Origin of the sequence: Chryseobacterium gambrini (assembly GCF_027920505.1) — a bacterium.
Taxonomy (GTDB): Bacteria; Bacteroidota; Bacteroidia; order Flavobacteriales; family Weeksellaceae; genus Chryseobacterium; species Chryseobacterium gambrini.
Window position 1 is genome coordinate 3,145,853 of record NZ_CP115857.1, and the last position, 17,312, is coordinate 3,163,164.

The following is a 17,312-nucleotide window of genomic DNA, read 5'->3' on the forward strand; positions in this document are numbered from 1 at the left end:
ACTTCCCGCTATTTTAAATATTTGTAAATTTAAAATGTGGTATTTACGTTTTTATTTATAATGATTCTTAAAAGCTTGCAATGTTAAGAAAAAATAACGTAAAAAAAGTTGTAAATTCTAAATTTTGACTAAATTTGCGTCCCCAACTTTTAAACTGTTGAGAATTAACAAGAAAAGTATTTAAAAAAATAAATATACTCATGATTAAAAAACTATCATTAGTCTCTTTATTTACTTTACTTCCAGCATCATACTATTTTGCACAGACTACGGTTTCTGCCTATTTAAAAGATGCTGAAGGAAAGCCCGTTGAAAGGGCAGAAGTAGATCTTAAAGGGAATGACAATGATGTAACGGCTGACAAAATCGGATACTTCCAGTTTGTAGACCTGAAGCCGGGGCATTACCAAATTGTGATTACAAAACCGAATTACGAAACCAAAGTAATGGAGTTTGATGTAATGGACAGTGAGAAGAAAAAGGATTTAGGGACAATCACCCTATATTCTGCACTTACAAGCGCGGACCAAGGTTTAGCAATCATTGACAGTGATGGAGACGATGAGGACAGCAACAGCGGACAGGCTTCTACAGTAGGCTTACTGCAGTCATCTCAGGATATTTTCAGCAGAATCGCAGCGTTTGATTTAGGATTTTATTGGTTCCGTCCAAGAGGAATCGATGGAAGATTTGGAGAAACCATGTTAAATGGTGTTTCCATGATCAAGTCTGATAATGGTAATGTAGATTTTGGAAACTGGGGAGGACTTAACGAAATTACAAGATACCCTGAAATTTCAGCAAACCATTCACCTTCGGAATATGCTTTTGGTGGAAACAGCTCGGTAGTTTATAAAAATACTAAAGCGAGTGAATACAGAAAAGGATTTCAGTTTACTCAGTCTTTAACCAACAGAAATTACAGAAACAGAACATCTCTACGTTACAGCTCAGGAATGAGCAAAAGCGGATGGGCGTTTACTGCAATGGGAGCAAGAAGATGGGCGGAAGAAGGTATTCAGGAAGGAACCTTCTATGATGCTTACGGAGCTTATTTGGGAATTGAAAAGAAATTTAACGATAAGCACACGATGACTTTCAACTTTATCGGTGCGCCTTACAGAAGATCTACCGCGAGTCCGAGTACTCAGGAAGTGTACAACTACAGAGGAGTTCATTACAATTCTTATTGGGGATATCAGGACGGAGAGCAGAGAAGTGAAAGAGTAAGAAAAGGTTTCCAGCCGATCTTCCAGATTCAGGATTTCTGGAAAATTAATAAGAATAATACTCTTTGGACATCTGTATCTTACCAGTTCGGAAAAGATAAAGGATCCCGTTTAGACTGGCAGAATGTACAGAACCCTTCTCCTACATACTACAGAAATTTACCAAGTTATTACGATTCATTAGATCCTAATGCATCTGTAACGCTTCCAACGGGAGTAACGGGAACAACAGCTCAACAGGCTTTTCAGGCAGCTATGAACGGATGGACTTCAAACGATCCGAACTTTACACAGCTTAACTGGGACAGATTGTACCAGAGAAATATGCAGCAGCCTGCAGGAACTTACTATGGACAGACCGGAAAAAGAGCATTATATTATTTAGTAAATGATGTAAGCGACGATAAAATCTGGAATGCATCTACTCACTTTGTTCACAACTTCAACGATAATACAAAATTCTTATTAAACGTATCTTATCAGAATTACCGTTCTGAGCAGTACAGAGAAGTAAACGATCTTTTAGGTGCTGATTTTGTACTGAACAGAGACCCGTTTGCAGCAACAAACCAGCCCGGAAAATCAGGATTATACAATCAGGGTGAAGAAAATGTAACGAAGAAAGTAGGTGATAAAATGACTTACGACTACATTTTCAGAAGACAGGAAGTAAAAGTAAATCCGGGGGTAAGATTTACAGCAGGAGCTTTTGATGTATTTGTATCTGCATTGGCGGGATATTCTTCTTCCAACAGAGAAGGTCTTTTCAATCACTATTTATATAAAGATTCCTACGGAAAAGGAATGGATTATAACTACTGGAACTATGGTCTGAAAGGGCAAGTCGTTTACAGGCTGAACGGTAGAAACTTCTTTGTGTACAACGGAGCATATTATAATCAGGCACCTTATTTAGAAGATTTATTCGTGAATCCTAGAGTAAACGGATCTGTAGCACCCAACGTGAAGAGCATGACGGTAAATGCTAATGATCTTAGCTATGTTATTTCTTCTCCTTTCTTAAAATTAAGATTAACAGGTTATTTAGTTGATACAGACAACGAAACTACGGTTCAGAGATTCTTTGCAGACGGTATTCCATTAAACAGTGTGGATGCAGACGGTAACCAGACCAATGTTCAGAGTGCTTTCGTATCTCAGGTAATGACGGATGTTAAGAAAAGAAATATGGGAGTTGAACTTGGAGTTGATGTTAAGGTTTTACCTACATTATCATTGCAAGGTTTAGCGAGCATTGGCCAGTATACTTATAAGAATGATCCGAGAACTTATTTTGCATCAGATGCAGTAGGCGTTTTTGCAAACGGTCTTCCGTATGTAGATCTTGGAAAATCATACATTAATAATTATCGTCAGGGAGGAACTCCTCAACAGGCTTACTCAGTAGGTTTCCGTTACAACAATCCTAAATATTGGTGGGTAGGTGCCAACTGGAATTATTTTGATGAAAATTATCTGGATCCTGCTGCGTTGGTAAGAACAGAATCTTTCGTTCAGAATAATGTTTCCGGAACACCATACTACGGACTTACAGAAAGTGATCTTAGAAAAGTGCTGGAACCAAACAAACTGCCTTCATCATTCTTCCTGAATGCGAATGCAGGAAAATCTTGGGTAATCGGTAAATATTATGTTTTAATTTCTGCTACGGTAAACAATATTTTAAATAACAGAAAATATATTACAGGAGGATTTGAACAGACTAGAAATGCGGTTTATCCAAGCTTTTCTGAAGATTTAAGCAGAGAATATACTTTGTTTGCACCAAAATACTGGTACACTCAGGGAAGATCATATTTTGTAAATTTACAGTTTAGATTCTAATAATCAATTCACTAATTATTCTAAAAAATTAATAAAATGACAATAAAGAAATACTTAAGTTTAGTAGCAGGAGTTGCATTCGCAGCAATTTCTATTACATCTTGTGTTCAGAAAGACGAGTGGGATACTCCGCCAATTAAGTGCGAGAACAGATTCCCTGCTCCTACCATGACTTTGGCAGCATTCAAAGCTCAGGCTCCTTCTACAGGATACGTTTTAATTTCAAACGACCAGATTTTTGACGGTTATGTAGTTTCTTCAGACGAAAACGGAAACTTCTATAAAACAATTTCTTTCCAGGATAAGCCGGAAAACCCGACTGCAGGTTTGCAGATTGAGGTAGACAGATCTAGCAACTATGCAGATTTCCCGGTAGGTGCACACATCAGAATTAACGCGAAAGGTCTTAGATTAGGTTTAGACAGAGGTACGGTGAAAATCGGTTCTGTAGATCCTACTTACGCAATCGGAAGAGTGCCTGCTTCTTTGTTAAGCAGATATGTTTCAGGAGTTTGTAACGGAAACGGTCTTGAAGTAGTTACCATCAAGCCTTTGGAATTACCAAATCTTGCTGCTGCAAAGAGTGATCAGTACATCAATACTTTGGTAAAAGTTCCTAACACACAGTTTACCATTGCAGATATTTATCCTACAGCAAAAACATTTATCGATTATGTTGCAGGTGCAGGAGTAGATACAGACAGAACTTTGGAAGATGCATCTGGAAACAGTGCAGCTTTAAGAAACTCAGGTTTCTTCTCCGAAGGATCTAAAACATTGCCTACAGGAAACGGAGATGTTACTTTCGTAGTAAGCCGTTATAATTCAACTTGGCAGATGCTGATCAGAAATACCAATGATATTAACTTCAAAGGAACAAGAGTAGATGCAACTCCGCCAAAAGGAGGAACTGCAATTACGTATTCAGGATCTTTCCTTGAAAACTTTGAAAGTTATGCTACCACTCCGGCTAACCTTGAAGTATATCCTAAATATGTAAACGATCCACTTTTAGGAAACAGATACTGGCAGTTAAAGACTTTCAGCGGAAACAAATACATCCAATTGGGAGCGAATTCAGGAACAGGACCTTATGTAACGTATTTCGCAGTACCTGTTGATTTTACAGCAGCAAATACACTGAAATTTGACGTAAACGTAGGATTTTTTAACGGTAATGCTTTAAAAGTATACTATACTACCAACTATACTCCGCTTGGAGATATTACTCAGGCTACAAAGACAGATATTACTTCTGCGTTTACAATTCCGGTAACACCTACAAGTGGATACGGAACAATTGTACCTGCAGGAAGTTATAGTTTCCCTGCTTCTTTAACGGGTAACGGATTTGTATTATTCGAATACACCGGAAACGGAAGTGGTGTTACTACAACAATCCAGTTGGATAACATTCAGGTTCAGTAAGAATTTTGAAAATTTAAATAATAAAGGCTGTCTTTTTAGACAGTCTTTTTATTTTTGCCCAAACCCATAAATCATGCAGTACTTCGTTTACATTTTAGACCACACCTATACAGATGAAACCCACACAGATTCTAAAAGATTAGGATATTTTAGCGACTTAAAAGAACTTGAAGAAGTAAAAACCAAGGCTATCCGATTATCAGGTTTTAAAATGTTTCCGGAAAGTTTTGTAATTCGGAAATATATTTTAGATAAAGTTAACTGGAATGATGGATTTACCGAAGCTATAGGAGAGATCGGGCGAGATTATCAGGAATCTGGAGATGAGGTTGATGCAACTATAATATCAATAAAAAAGCTGGGATTAGAATCGGTTTTTTGTCTGAGTCATATTTATACAATTCATACTTATCTGGATGATGAAAGATATATCGGCATATTTTCAAGCTATGAAAATGCTCATAATGTGATGAATGAATTAAAGGATAAATCGGGTTTTAAAGATTTTCCAGATAATTTTATTCTGGAAGAGGTAGTATTAAATGCAATGCATTGGACAACCGGATTTTATTGGGAAGATTAAAATCAGATGCAGCTCCAACAAAAAACCACCGCAAAAGCAGTGGTTTCATTATTAATTGTATTGTCTTTAAAAAGATACTTCGTTTACCTCTTTTCCGCGCTGGAAATTCATTGTTTTCTGGCTTCCTTTATAAGCAATATTCACAAGGTTGATCTGCTTAGGAAAGGCGCTTAAAAGGATCGTATTTTTTATTCTTAAGGTACTGATGTCGGAAACGCCTCCCGTCTCAAAATATACCCATACAGTTTCTCCGCTGACCTGACTTCCCGTAAATGTTATTGTTTTCGGTGAGCCATTGACGTACACATCAAAATTATTGTTTACATACTTTTTAACCTCTGCTTCAAATCCTGCCGTATTCGGGTTGATCTTTATCGCATCAGAAATATGATTTGTATTCATTTTTGTGGTGAACTTCAATGTTTTGCTTCCATCAATATAATCCACTTTAGTCATTGAAGAGAAAAAGTCTACATACGTGAAACTCATTAACACAAAAAATGTTAAAATTCCTGATATATATAAAATTTTTTTCATCTTAGATAATAGATTTACAATCATGATTGTTAGTTTTAAGTCACAAATAATGTGCCAATTAAAAGTTCACGTTTACGGAATATTTATCATAAAAAGCTTTGATGTGCGCTACCGCTTCATCAGCACTGTCTACCACACGATAAAGCTCAAGATCTTCTTCGTGGATCATCTTTTCTTTCAGCAAAGTGGTTTTAAACCAATCCAGTAATCCACTCCAGAATTCCGAACCGACCAGAACAATAGGGAATCTTCCTATTTTATTGGTTTGAATCAGCGTTAAAGCCTCCGTAAGCTCATCCAGTGTTCCAAATCCTCCCGGCATTACAATAAACCCCTGAGAATATTTCACAAACATTACTTTTCTTACAAAAAAGTAATCGAAATTCATCGAATATGATTTATTGATGTAAGGATTAAAATGCTGTTCAAAGGGCAGATCGATATTCAGACCAATTGATTTCCCCTGAGTGTTGAAAGCACCTTTATTTCCGGCTTCCATAATTCCGGGACCACCTCCGGTAATGATTCCGAAGCCTAATTTTGTAATTTTCTCAGCAATTTCCACCGCCATTTTGTAGTATTTGCTTTGTGGCTTCAGTCTTGCAGATCCGAAAATAGAAACACACGGACCAATTTTAGCCAGCTTTTCATAGCCATCCACAAATTCCGCCATTACTTTAAAAACCATCCAACTGTCTTTCGTAATGGTTTCGTCCCAGGTTTTTTGTCTGAGGCTGTTTTGTAATTTCGTTTCGTTACTGTCAAATTCAGGATTTACCAGACTTTCATCCCTCGTTCCTTCAATTCCCATTGTACAATTATTTAAAATATTTTTCGGCTTCCGTTACAGATTCCGGTCTTCCGACATCGATCAGAATACTGTCGTGAAGGAACCCATGGATATGCTCGGTCTGCATAAGATCCAGATATTCTTCCATAACAGAAAATTTGCCTGTTCTTTTTATTTTTTCAAAGATAAGCGGATTGATGCAATGTACTCCACTGAAAGCCAAAGCTTTGAATCCTTTGTTGAATTCTGCCAGTCTCTGCTCTCCGGACTGTACATTCAGCCATCCTCTTAATACCATATCGTCGTTAAAAAGCAGTTTTCTTGAGCTTTCTCTGTCCGATACAGCTAAAGTAGCAAAATCTTTTATCTTTTTATGATATTCTACAAATTCTGTAATATTAATGTTGGTAAGAATATCGGCATTCATGATCAGGAAATCTTCTCCATGATCGAGAAATTTTCTAGCAAAAACTAAGCCGCCTCCGGTTTCCAGAAGCTCTTCGCTTTCGTCGGAGATTTCTATTTTACATCCGAAATTATCGTTCTGCTTTAAAAAATCAACTATTTGATTTCCAAAATGATGAATGTTTATGACAAAATCGTTTATTCCGAAATTTTTTAAATATTTAATATTTCTTTCCAGAAGCGGAACTTCATTCACCTTTGCCAAAGCTTTCGGATGATGGTCGGTGAATGGTTTCAGTCGGGTTCCTTTTCCGGCTGCGAAAATAAGTGCCTTCATTTTTTATGGGTAATGAGTAATTGGTAATGAGTAATAAAATGATCGTGTAAAAATTAAAAACAATAAGTAGTAAAATATCAACGAATTTAAAAATATTACTTATTGCACATTACTCATTACTTATGATTAAGTTGATGCTGTTCGTCATGATGAAGGCTGATTTCAACTTTTTCACCATATTTTTCTTCAATAAAATGAGCGATTTTTATCGCAGAATAAACCGATCTGTGCTGTCCTCCTGTACAGCCGAAGTTGATCTGGAGATTTTCAAATCCCCTTTCCAGATAATTGTCTATATTAATGGAAACAAGATTCTTGATTAATTCCAAAAATTTAGGCATTTCGGTTTGAGTTTCAAGATATTCCTGAACACCGATGTCGTTTCCGGTCTGGGTTTTATATTCTTCCACTCTTCCCGGATTTAAAATTCCGCGGCAGTCAAACGTAAAACCTCCTCCGTTTCCTGTTTCATCTTTCGGAATTCCTCCTTTTTTGTACGAAAAACTGTGTATGTCGATGTGTAGCATTTTTTTAATTTTATAATTATTTATTTATTTATTTATTTATTTATTTATTCTTAAACCGTTAAGATTTATATTTAAGAAGTTAAGTTTATTTAAGATTTTTGATAAATCAAAATTTAGTTTGGAAGCTCTTTAAAATACTCATTAATAAAAGGTTTTAAAGATTTGGTTATGTTATCGGTGAAGAAATTGATTAACAGACCTTGAGGCTTTTTCAAAACTTTCATGTAAGTTAATAATTGAGCTTCATGAATAGGCAAAATTTCTTCGATTGCTTTTAATTCTACTATAACAGCATCATTTACAAGCAAATCAACAACCAGTTTCGTTTTGATATCAACTCCTTCATAATTAATGGTTGTAAAAAGTTGTTGTTTTACATCATATCCATTGTTAATGAGTTCAATTTTTAAACATTCTTCATAAATACTTTCAAGCAAACCGGGTCCAAGTGTTTTGTGAACTTTTATTGCAAAACCGGTAATTTCATAAGATAATTGTGTAATTTCTTTTTTCGTCATAACACTTAACTATGCTTAACTTCTTAAATATAAATCTTAATGGTTTAATATTTCTTCAATTTTCAATTTTATTTTATCTGAACTCAATTGTTTAATCACTTTTACCAGTTCGGGATAATCGTTCATATTTTCCCAGTTTTGCGCAAATGCAGTAATGTTTTCGATTCCTTTTTCTATGCTTGAAATAAAATGCGGTTTTCTCTGAATTAATCCCCGGAAACCGTAAGCTCCCAAAACCTGAAGAAACCTCATCAGTTGAATTGGTTTTACCGAAAAATTTAGTTTGTATTTAATTTCCTGACTTTCAAACTGATTTATATACAAATTCAGCATCTCATTTTTGAAATCTTCCGGAAAGTTTGCTTTTGCCTGAAACAGAAAAGAAATGACATCATACATCAACGGACCTTTCATTGCCGATTGATAGTCGATAAACGAGACTTCTTTCTGATCATTCACCATGATGTTTCTTGCCTGAAAATCGCGGATCATCAATCCTTTGGGTTCCAGACTTTCGATCAGGGCAACAATTTTTTTAAATTCTTTCAGAAGGGTAGATTTGTGATATTCCAGCTCCAAAACATCCGCCACGAAATTTTTAAAATAATACAGATCGTGCATTACCGGAAGTTCATCATAGCTCTCATATTCGAAAGTTTTGGTGAAATCTATTTTATTCTGTGTTGAAATCTGTAACTGATACAGTTTTTGGAGGGTTTGCTTTACCAAAAATTTTACATGTTCAGATAAACCTTCCTTTGAGATAATTTCAGAAAGGGTATTGTCTCCTAAAAACTCCTGAATATACATTTTACGGTCATCCGAAACGGCAAAAATTTTAGGAGTATTAAGCTTTAAATCTGAAAATATTTTCGAATAATGCAAAAAACTTTCATTTTCCGCTATATTTTCGTTGTAGGTAATGATAAACTTTTTATCAGTTTTCGCAATAAAATTTACTCTCGCGGAACCACTTTGAGCTAAATTGATCAACTCAGAAGGTTGTTTTCCAGTATAATTTTCAAAAAAATTTTGGGCGTATTCGGAAATCATAGATGTCACAAATATAATAATTTACAGGCTAATTTCTATATTTGCATTATGCTAAAGGATTTTAAACCTGTTTTGGGCATTCTGCTGCGCTTCATCATCATTTATCTGGTGCTGCTTTTTGCGTATCAGTTTTTTCTGAACAGTTTTCAGAAAGAAGGTCTTGATCCCTTTTCGAGAATGATTGCAGAGCAGGTGAGGGATATCCAGAACTTTATGGGTTTTTCAACACAACTGTATGATGATGTTAAAGGCGAACAGGTGTATTTTTATGTCCGGAACGAATATCCTACGAGAATGGTGGAAGGCTGCAATGCCGTTTCTGTGATGATTCTTTTTGTGGCATTTGTTTTTGCCTTTTACAAAGGAAAAAAGACCTTTGTTTTTGTAATTCTAGGACTGGTTTTGCTTTATATCATTAATGTTTTAAGAATTGCAGGGTTGAATATTGTGATTCTGAATCACAAAGAATATGGCAAAATAGCACATGATTATATTTTTCCGGCGGTTATTTACGGAACGGTAGTGTTACTATGGCTGGTCTGGATAAAATTTTTTGCATTAAAACATGAAAAATCTTAACTGGGTTTTAGTCATATTGGGAGTTTTAGGTCTTGTAAGTGTAAGAATACTTGAAGACAGGATTTTCTATGATCCATTTCTCAATTACTTCCATGAAGCCAATAAAAATATTCCTTTTCCCTCTTTTGAATGGGGAAAATTAATTTCCGGATATCTTTTCCGGTTTATTCTGAATCTGTTATTTTCATGCGTTGTTATTCACTTTTGGTTTAAAAACAGGCAATGGACAATTCAGGGTGCTATTTTAATTACGATTATTTTTGCGATCACTTTTCCGATTTATTTATACTGTATTTATGACAGATTTGAAATCGGGTATCTTTTTTCTTTTTATATGAGAAGGTTTGTCATTCAGCCTTTGATTTTACTTCTTATTATTCCCATGTTTTATTACAGAAAACAAATCAGTCAATAAAATTTTTAGAAGTTATATTTTAATTGTCTTCAATGGAATGCTTATCCACAGAAGTCACATTTTCCGGAGTCCAAACCACCCTTTTTACAAAATCTTTTTCGCGGACAGGGCAATTTGATATTTGACAAACGGAACATGAAATTGGTTTACAATCATCCATATGAAAATTAAATTCCACTGTTCTTTTTGTATTTTTTGCCAAAAGGATGATCATTTTTTCCATTTCATTGTGTGCATCACGAAGGCTGTAATACCAAGGCAAAGTAATATGTGCATCAATATGAAGATGCGCTCCGAATTGCTGGATTTTCATGTTGTGAACATCAATCCATTCCGTTTTTCGGTTTTCTTCTAAAACCTGTATGATTTGTTCCAGAAGATCGGGATCCTGCTCGTCCATAATTCCACTTAAGGATTTGCGGACTATTTTGTATCCCACTACGATAATATATATACCGAAACCTAAGGCAACAACGGAATCCAGCCAATAAATTCTGGTAAAGTATACTACAATTAAACTCACGACAACGCCAAGTGTTGTTAAGGTGTCGGATTGCAGGTGTTTTCCGGATGAAATAAGAACGATAGAATTTTCGGCTTTCCCTTTTTGAATGGAAATATAGCCTAATAAATAGTTGATAGCGGCAGTAGCGGCAATGATCCAGATTCCGAGATCTATTTTGCTTAAAACTTTTCCGACAATTAAGCTGTTAATGCCTTCGTAGATAATCATAACTCCTGCAATGGCAATTAAGGCTCCTTCGATTCCTGAAGTTACGAATTCTACTTTTCCGTGTCCGTATGGATGATCGTCGTCTCTTGGTTTTGCCGCGAGATACAGTGAATAAAGCCCCATAAAGGCACTGATGACATTTACAATACTTTCCATGGCATCAGAAAAAACAGCGTCGGAATTCGTCAGTTTCCAGGCGATAATTTTTCCGATAAAGAGAATAACTCCGAAAGCGGCTATAAGTTTCTGAAAGGCTAATTTATCTTTACTTTTATTCTTCTGAACGTTCATAGGTTTGATAAAAAAAAGAATCTCAATTCTGAGACTCTTTTTATGTTTGTTAGTTTATACTAAGTTATTTTCTACAAGGTATTCTGCAATCTGTACCGCGTTCGTTGCGGCTCCTTTTCGCAGATTGTCTGCCACGATCCAGAGATTCAGAGTTTTGGGCTGCGAAAGGTCTCTTCTTATCCTTCCTACGAAGACTTCGTCTTTTCCTTCCGAGTACAGCGGCATCGGATATTCGTTGTTTTTCACGTTATCTACCACTACAACTCCGGGAGTTTCAGATAAGATTTTTCTTACCTCGTCAAGATCAAATTCGTTTTCAAATTCAATATTTACACTTTCAGAATGTCCTCCCTGAACTGGAACTCTTACTGCGGTTGCGGTTAAATTAAAAGTATCGTCCCCTAAGATTTTCTTAGGCTCTTTCATTAATTTAATCTCTTCTTTCGTGTAATCGTCGTCTGCAAAAACATCACAGTGCGGCAATGCATTTTTGAAGATCTGATAAGGATATACTTTTGCAATAGAATCGTCTCCGCTGATTTCTCCGTTTAACTGATCTACAGCAGCTTTACCGGTTCCTGTTACGGATTGGTAGGTGGAAATAATGACTCTTTTTAAATCGTATTTTTTGTTCAGAGGTCCTAAAACCATTACTAACTGAATAGTGGAACAGTTCGGATTTGCAATAATTTTGTCTTCTTTCGTCAGTACATCTGCATTGATTTCCGGAACCACCAGTTTTTTATCAGGATCCATTCTCCATGCTGAAGAATTGTCGATTACTGTTGTTCCTGCTTCTGCAAAAAGAGGAGCGAATTCAAGAGACGTTCCGCCACCGGCAGAAAAAATAGCAATATCCGGTTTGGCAGCTATAGCGTCTTTCATGCTTACAATCGTAAATTCTTCCTGTTTATACTTCACCTTATTACCTACAGATTTTTCGGATGCTACCGGAATTAGTTCGGTGATAGGGAAGTTTCTCTCTTCGAGAACTTTAAGCATAACTTGTCCAACCATTCCTGTTGAACCTACTACAGCTACTTTCATTGATTTAATTAAAAATTATTTTGTTAATATATTTATGCCCCGAAGACTCTCGCCCATGGGAACGCGAATGCAAATAAACCTACAGCAATTAATCCCATAATTACGACTCCTAAAGAAATCGTAGGGTTTGTTTTTACTTTTTTGTTAACGATCGTCATTAAAACAGCGGCGATCAGCATAGAAAACGGATGTTCTACGTATTGAAATCTTAATGCTGAGTTTTTCATCACTTCACCCATATTTAAACCATTAGAGAAATTGATAATCAGCATTACCAATCCCAATAAGAATTGAACATGGAAAAAGATCATCGTAAAAAGAGTGGTCTTCTTAAGGAAGTTATTTACTTTTCCACTGAATCCGAACATGGTTGCTAAAAGTGCAATAACAAACAGCGTCACTAAAAGAATTTCCAGATATCCGAATCCTTTGTGAGCATTAAGTAAAATGTTGTAAAAGTCCATATTTATTTTTTTCTGTTTTTCAGACACAAATATAGCAAAAATCCCGGCGAAAAGCCGGGATTGATATTTATAAAATCTAATTTATGTATTTATTAGAAGTTGAAAGACAGGGTTGCAGACCATGTTCTTCCGTATCCGAAATAAACCTGGTTTTGTTGGCTTACTCCATTCCATGTTCCTGCCGCCTGGTACGCCTGATAGTTAGACGTTAATGTTGCAATCTGAGCAGTGGTTAATGGTGTTGATTGAAGAGGTTTATTTACTGCAATATACTGATCTAGAGTTAATCCAGTTTTGATGTTTGTATTAGATTCTGCAATGTAAGTCTTATCCAGCAAGTTATAAACATTACCTCTAATCGTAAAGAATTGTTTAGGATTGTTTAATTTAATTTTAAAAGATATTCCTAGATCAACTAAACCATAAGAAGGTAATTCTAAAGCACCTTGGTTTCCTGCATCCGGATTGGAGAAGTTAAGAAGGTTTAAGTTAGCATATAAATTTTTAATTCCTCTATAGGTTCCGTCGAATGAGAACCAGTCTGTTGGCTTGAATGTAAATCCAACTGCTGCTGAAGTTTGTGCTGCTCCACCAACTTTAACTTTATCTATATAAAGTGTCTGAGTATCTGCACTGATTAGTTCATTTGTTTCACTAAATACATTTCCTTGTGCATTACCTTTATAATACCAGTCACCTACAGAAAGCATACCGAACAGGCTTAACATTTTGTGAACGTTAGCATTTGCTTCAATTTCAAATCCTTGGTGGATTTCTGTGATTCCCTGAAGGTTTGAATAAGCAGTCGTTGTTGAAATTGTTGAACTTGGATTAGCCGGATCAGGATAAGTATAAGATAGATTACCTCTTCTTAAGAATCTGTCTCTCCACTCAGTTCTGTAAAGGTTCAAATTAGCTGTGAAGATACCAGAACGGAATCCATATCCTGCCTCAACACCGAAGATTTTTTCATTCGTTAAGTTCGGATTTAAGTAGTTTTTGTTATTTGGGTAAACAGCATTAAGGAAAGGCTGCTTAGAATAATATCCGATATTTACAAAAACGTTGTGCTGATCATTAATGTTATAATTAGCACCTGCCTTTACATTATATCCTACAATATCTTTAAAGCCTGTTTTTTCATACAATAATGGATTTGTAGCGGTTGGCTGAGCAATAGCGGTAGATGTTGCTGAGTTTCTGAAACCTGCTTGCTGACCATTTAAAAGGGTAACTCCATCGATGATAAAGTGATCGATTCTCTGGAATGACTGGTTAGACAATGCCCCTGAAACAAATGCAGATAATTTATCGTTAGAGTACTCTAATTGACCAAATCCTCCATACCATAGAACTTCACCATCATTGTTATATCCTACCATATCATCCATGCTGTTTCTTTTTCCTCCGAACGGATTGAAAGTAGGTTCAGCTTTAAATGTATTGGAAACTACTCTTGGAGTTACAGTATATAGATTTCCTGGAGCAGTGTAAAAGTTTTTATTCGTATTATCTTTGTATCCTGCTGCCCCATAAAGATCAGAAAGTACCTGATAATGATATCCGTAATAATATCTGTCGTCTGTACCAATTGTGAAGTTTAAGTTATCATTAATTTTATGATTAAAACTAATAATTGCTCCAAACCAGTTATGAGAGTTGATAGATGATCTTCTTACTAAAGTGCTACCTGCTGCAGCAGTGTTTAGATTAACATTTGCGTTTGTAGCAAAAATTCTGTCATACGCAATTTGTCCGTTTGCATCAACGAAAGAGTTTACCCCTCCTGTTGCAGTACCTACACCTGTTGGAATTCTACCTAAATCTCCAGTTCCTCCACCTCTACCGAAAGAAGCATAGAATACTGAATTTAATTTAGATTTTGAACTGATATTCCAATCCCAGTTTAATGACATTACTGGTTTGTGATAGTAGTTTACTCTGTTTGATAAAACTTCACCGTTTCTCCATCCCCAGTCTGCGTTGTATCTTCTGTTAGGAGTTCCGTCATTATCAGAATTATATTTAATGTAATTTTGAATAGTAGAATAGGTTGTTCTCTGATTGTGCCATTGAGGAGCTCCCGTAATGGTAAACTGGAAATCATGTTTTTTATTTGGCTGATATCCTAAGGCAAAATAATAGTTGTATCCTTCAAATTCTGTTCCGTCTGCATACATCGATCCTGCAGTTCTGCTCATTAAGAAAGAAGAAGACCATCCTTTCGCAGATTTACCTGTATTATATGCAAATAAAGTTTTTAAATAATCATTATTACCAAGACCCAAAGAAACAGTTCCTCCCTGCTTTTTATCAGCAGCTCTTGTTAATACGTTAATTGTACCTCCAACAGAAGCAATGGCTAATTTTGAAGATCCAAGACCTCTTTGTACCTGCATTGCAGAAGTTACATCAGAAAGTCCAGACCAGTTAGACCAATAAACAGCTCCGTTTTCCATATCATTCACGGGAACACCATTTACCATTACAGCAATGTTTTCCTGTGCGAATCCTCTAATGTTAATTTTAGAGTCTCCAAAACCACCACCCGCTTTTGTAGCATATACAGATGGGGTTGTATTTAAGATTTCAGGGAATTCCTGATTTCCTAATCTTTCAACGATTTGCGCTTCTTTGATTGTTGAAACTGCTACAGGAGTTTTTCTATCTTTTGCGATATCAGCAACTCCAATTAACACTACCTCGTCAATGTCTTTAGACCTTGTATCTTTTACAGTGTCCTTAACCTGTTGAGCATAATAAACGCTAGCTGTGGATAATGTAATTATCGCAGTTAGCATTGATTTGTTGATTAATTTCATAATCGTTAGTAATAGTTAGATTTAATTTTCTGCAAAATTGAGGAAATTTATTTTAACTAATATTAACTGTATGTTAATTTTTAAAGGTTCTTGATAAGGTTTAAAATATTGATTTACAATGTATTGAATAATAATTGAGATTTCGCATGAAAAAAATCACATTATTGAATTTTTAACAAATCGGCATCATTTTTAATAAAAATTCAATGCTATTTCACGGCTTTGAGGCTTAAATCCATATTTTCTGCTGAGTGGGTAAGTGCCCCTGCAGAGATGTAGGTAACGCCTGTAGAAGCGATTTCTTTAAGCTGGTCACGGGTAATTCCGCCTGAAGCTTCGCTTTCACAGGAACCGTTAATAAGCTTTACTGCTTTCTTCATAGTTTTTACATCCATGTTGTCGAGCATGATTCTGTCTACCTTTGCATCAATAGCTTCCTGAACTTCTTCCAGATTTCTGGTTTCAACTTCTATTTTAAGTTTTTTCTTGTTCTTTTTGATATAATCTTTTGCCATTTTTACGGCATTCGTAATGCTTCCGTTATAATCAATATGATTGTCTTTCAGCATAATCATGTCATAAAGACCGTATCGGTGATTGGTTCCGCCGCCAATGGCAACAGCCCATTTTTCGCATACCCTGAAGTTTGGGGTTGTTTTTCTGGTATCCAGAAGTTTTGTTTTTGTGCCGATAAGTCTGGAATCCCAGTCATGTGTTAACGTTGCAATTCCGCTCATTCTCTGCATACAGTTTAAAACCAGTCTTTCCGTTGAAAGGATTGATCTTGCGCTTCCGGTTACGATAAAAGCAATATCCCCAAATTTTACTGCATCTCCATCCTTTACAAAAGTTTCAACTTTTAAGTTTTTATCAAAAGTTTTGAAAATAATTTCAGCGAGTTCTACTCCTGCAAGAATGCAATCCTGTTTTACCAGTAGTTTTGCACTTTGCTCCAGATCTTTCGGAATCGTGGAAAGCGTAGAATGATCGCCATCCTGAATGTCTTCTTCAAGCGCGTTTTTAATAAACTGTTTTAAAACTTTATCGGTTACGTATGCCGGTCTTTTCATATTTTTTTAAGTTTAATAATATATGGATGAGAATTTCCCAAATAACAAATCATGAACTATAAATAATAGCAGAACTTCATTTTCTTCAGCATCTATTTTTTCGAAATCAATAAAATCTTTTATTTTCTCATTATTTTGATTAATTCCTTCATATTCTAATATTTGAATACTATTTCTTCCTTGAGATTTAATTTTATATCTCCATCTAAAGTTTTCCCAATCATATTCTTGTGTAAAATAACGAATTTTATTTTTATGAAAATCTAAAATGGGATATTGAGGATTATTAATGTAATACAGTATTAATGAAAGATTGTTGTCTTTAATAAAATCATCAAGATTAATATTGATATTTTCTTTTTGGAGCCGCTTTCTTCCAAAACCTAACATATTACAAATGATATTTAATATATAAGGATATTTTGATTTAGAGGTAAAATATATTCTTAGTAAAACACAACCTATTTGTCCTAACAATAAACAGAAAAGTAATAATCCAAAAACCAAAACTGCGTTGAGTGTTTGATTTTCAACCATTTTTCCATTATTTGTTATAAATAAAATAAGACCACCAAAAATTAATGAAATAACTATCCTTGAGTAAAATAAAATGTTCGTTACCGTAAGAATATTTAAATT

General features: G+C 35.3%; 17 protein-coding genes. 5 read left to right on the top strand and 12 right to left on the bottom strand.

Annotated elements, in window-relative coordinates:
* Positions 1-200: 200 nt before the first annotated feature.
* The 3 genes from PFY09_RS14365 to PFY09_RS14375 all read left to right on the top strand — a co-directional run bounded on the left by PFY09_RS14365 (position 201) and on the right by PFY09_RS14375 (position 5,085).
* The gene (locus PFY09_RS14365; RefSeq protein ID WP_076391597.1) at positions 201-3,074 is read left to right on the top strand and encodes a carboxypeptidase regulatory-like domain-containing protein; all 2,874 of its coding nucleotides are present in this window, start codon (positions 201-203) and stop codon (positions 3,072-3,074) included.
* A 36-nt stretch (positions 3,075-3,110) separates the two neighbouring features.
* Positions 3,111-4,502, top strand: a complete 1,392-nt coding sequence (locus tag PFY09_RS14370) for a DUF5689 domain-containing protein (RefSeq protein ID WP_076391599.1) — start codon at positions 3,111-3,113, stop codon at positions 4,500-4,502.
* Between the two features lie 73 nt (positions 4,503-4,575).
* On the top strand, positions 4,576-5,085 hold the full coding sequence (locus PFY09_RS14375) for a hypothetical protein (protein WP_271160159.1): 510 nt from the start codon (positions 4,576-4,578) through the stop codon (positions 5,083-5,085).
* 66 nt (positions 5,086-5,151) lie between these two features.
* Here the strand turns inward: PFY09_RS14375 and PFY09_RS14380 are convergent, their stop codons facing one another.
* The 6 genes from PFY09_RS14380 to PFY09_RS14405 form a co-directional block, all read right to left on the bottom strand.
* Entirely contained in the window at positions 5,152-5,622 is a 471-nt protein-coding gene (locus tag PFY09_RS14380) for a DUF6702 family protein (RefSeq protein WP_228427521.1), read from the bottom strand.
* A 58-nt stretch (positions 5,623-5,680) separates the two neighbouring features.
* A complete protein-coding gene (locus PFY09_RS14385; RefSeq protein ID WP_108409019.1) occupies positions 5,681-6,433 on the bottom strand; it encodes an LOG family protein in 753 nt (250 codons plus the stop codon).
* A gap of 7 nt (positions 6,434-6,440) precedes the next feature.
* The gene (locus tag PFY09_RS14390) at positions 6,441-7,154 is read right to left on the bottom strand and encodes a nucleotidyltransferase family protein (protein WP_076391607.1); all 714 of its coding nucleotides are present in this window, start codon (positions 7,152-7,154) and stop codon (positions 6,441-6,443) included.
* Between the two features lie 116 nt (positions 7,155-7,270).
* Positions 7,271-7,681: a RapZ C-terminal domain-containing protein gene (locus PFY09_RS14395; protein WP_271160160.1), complete on the bottom strand. Its 411-nt coding sequence runs from the start codon at positions 7,679-7,681 to the stop codon at positions 7,271-7,273.
* Between the two features lie 113 nt (positions 7,682-7,794).
* Entirely contained in the window at positions 7,795-8,199 is a 405-nt protein-coding gene (locus PFY09_RS14400; RefSeq protein WP_108409021.1) for a GxxExxY protein, read from the bottom strand.
* A 36-nt stretch (positions 8,200-8,235) separates the two neighbouring features.
* The gene (locus tag PFY09_RS14405; protein WP_271160161.1) at positions 8,236-9,252 is read right to left on the bottom strand and encodes an aminoglycoside phosphotransferase family protein; all 1,017 of its coding nucleotides are present in this window, start codon (positions 9,250-9,252) and stop codon (positions 8,236-8,238) included.
* A gap of 48 nt (positions 9,253-9,300) precedes the next feature.
* Between PFY09_RS14405 and xrtF the strand changes: the two genes are divergently transcribed.
* Both xrtF and PFY09_RS14415 read left to right on the top strand, forming a co-directional pair.
* Positions 9,301-9,831: an exosortase family protein XrtF gene (gene xrtF, locus PFY09_RS14410; protein ID WP_076391615.1), complete on the top strand. Its 531-nt coding sequence runs from the start codon at positions 9,301-9,303 to the stop codon at positions 9,829-9,831.
* Positions 9,818-10,246 carry an exosortase F system-associated membrane protein gene (locus PFY09_RS14415; RefSeq protein ID WP_271160162.1) on the top strand — a complete coding sequence of 143 codons (429 nt, stop codon included), beginning with the start codon at positions 9,818-9,820 and terminating at the stop codon, positions 10,244-10,246. The genes xrtF and PFY09_RS14415 overlap by 14 nt, the downstream gene beginning before the upstream one ends.
* A 19-nt stretch (positions 10,247-10,265) precedes the next feature.
* Here the strand turns inward: PFY09_RS14415 and PFY09_RS14420 are convergent, their stop codons facing one another.
* The 6 genes from PFY09_RS14420 to PFY09_RS14445 form a co-directional block, all read right to left on the bottom strand.
* Complete coding sequence (locus PFY09_RS14420) at positions 10,266-11,270, bottom strand: cation diffusion facilitator family transporter (RefSeq protein ID WP_268052481.1); 1,005 nt, start codon at positions 11,268-11,270, stop codon at positions 10,266-10,268.
* A gap of 54 nt (positions 11,271-11,324) precedes the next feature.
* Positions 11,325-12,317: an aspartate-semialdehyde dehydrogenase gene (locus PFY09_RS14425; RefSeq protein WP_271160163.1), complete on the bottom strand. Its 993-nt coding sequence runs from the start codon at positions 12,315-12,317 to the stop codon at positions 11,325-11,327.
* Between the two features lie 32 nt (positions 12,318-12,349).
* Positions 12,350-12,781, bottom strand: coding sequence for a hypothetical protein (locus PFY09_RS14430; protein ID WP_087708792.1), 432 nt, complete (start codon positions 12,779-12,781; stop codon positions 12,350-12,352).
* 92 nt (positions 12,782-12,873) lie between these two features.
* Positions 12,874-15,603: a TonB-dependent receptor gene (locus tag PFY09_RS14435; RefSeq protein ID WP_271160164.1), complete on the bottom strand. Its 2,730-nt coding sequence runs from the start codon at positions 15,601-15,603 to the stop codon at positions 12,874-12,876.
* A 209-nt stretch (positions 15,604-15,812) separates the two neighbouring features.
* Complete coding sequence (nadC, locus tag PFY09_RS14440) at positions 15,813-16,673, bottom strand: carboxylating nicotinate-nucleotide diphosphorylase (RefSeq protein ID WP_076391631.1); 861 nt, start codon at positions 16,671-16,673, stop codon at positions 15,813-15,815.
* A gap of 12 nt (positions 16,674-16,685) precedes the next feature.
* Positions 16,686-17,210: a hypothetical protein gene (locus tag PFY09_RS14445; RefSeq protein ID WP_271160165.1), complete on the bottom strand. Its 525-nt coding sequence runs from the start codon at positions 17,208-17,210 to the stop codon at positions 16,686-16,688.
* Between the last annotated feature and the right edge of the window lie 102 nt (positions 17,211-17,312).

What these genes read in the sequence shown, in the direction of transcription:
- PFY09_RS14365 (WP_076391597.1), top strand. Translation starts at nt 201, where the DNA reads ATGATTAAAAAACTATCATTAGTCTCTTTATTTACTTTACTTCCAGCA.
- PFY09_RS14370 (WP_076391599.1), top strand. Translation starts at nt 3,111, where the DNA reads ATGACAATAAAGAAATACTTAAGTTTAGTAGCAGGAGTTGCATTCGCA.
- PFY09_RS14375 (WP_271160159.1), top strand. Translation starts at nt 4,576, where the DNA reads ATGCAGTACTTCGTTTACATTTTAGACCACACCTATACAGATGAAACC.
- PFY09_RS14380 (WP_228427521.1), bottom strand. Translation starts at nt 5,622, where the DNA reads ATGAAAAAAATTTTATATATATCAGGAATTTTAACATTTTTTGTGTTA.
- PFY09_RS14385 (WP_108409019.1), bottom strand. Translation starts at nt 6,433, where the DNA reads ATGGGAATTGAAGGAACGAGGGATGAAAGTCTGGTAAATCCTGAATTT.
- PFY09_RS14390 (WP_076391607.1), bottom strand. Translation starts at nt 7,154, where the DNA reads ATGAAGGCACTTATTTTCGCAGCCGGAAAAGGAACCCGACTGAAACCA.
- PFY09_RS14395 (WP_271160160.1), bottom strand. Translation starts at nt 7,681, where the DNA reads ATGCTACACATCGACATACACAGTTTTTCGTACAAAAAAGGAGGAATT.
- PFY09_RS14400 (WP_108409021.1), bottom strand. Translation starts at nt 8,199, where the DNA reads ATGACGAAAAAAGAAATTACACAATTATCTTATGAAATTACCGGTTTT.
- PFY09_RS14405 (WP_271160161.1), bottom strand. Translation starts at nt 9,252, where the DNA reads ATGATTTCCGAATACGCCCAAAATTTTTTTGAAAATTATACTGGAAAA.
- xrtF (WP_076391615.1), top strand. Translation starts at nt 9,301, where the DNA reads ATGCTAAAGGATTTTAAACCTGTTTTGGGCATTCTGCTGCGCTTCATC.
- PFY09_RS14415 (WP_271160162.1), top strand. Translation starts at nt 9,818, where the DNA reads ATGAAAAATCTTAACTGGGTTTTAGTCATATTGGGAGTTTTAGGTCTT.
- PFY09_RS14420 (WP_268052481.1), bottom strand. Translation starts at nt 11,270, where the DNA reads ATGAACGTTCAGAAGAATAAAAGTAAAGATAAATTAGCCTTTCAGAAA.
- PFY09_RS14425 (WP_271160163.1), bottom strand. Translation starts at nt 12,317, where the DNA reads ATGAAAGTAGCTGTAGTAGGTTCAACAGGAATGGTTGGACAAGTTATG.
- PFY09_RS14430 (WP_087708792.1), bottom strand. Translation starts at nt 12,781, where the DNA reads ATGGACTTTTACAACATTTTACTTAATGCTCACAAAGGATTCGGATAT.
- PFY09_RS14435 (WP_271160164.1), bottom strand. Translation starts at nt 15,603, where the DNA reads ATGAAATTAATCAACAAATCAATGCTAACTGCGATAATTACATTATCC.
- nadC (WP_076391631.1), bottom strand. Translation starts at nt 16,673, where the DNA reads ATGAAAAGACCGGCATACGTAACCGATAAAGTTTTAAAACAGTTTATT.
- PFY09_RS14445 (WP_271160165.1), bottom strand. Translation starts at nt 17,210, where the DNA reads ATGGTTGAAAATCAAACACTCAACGCAGTTTTGGTTTTTGGATTATTA.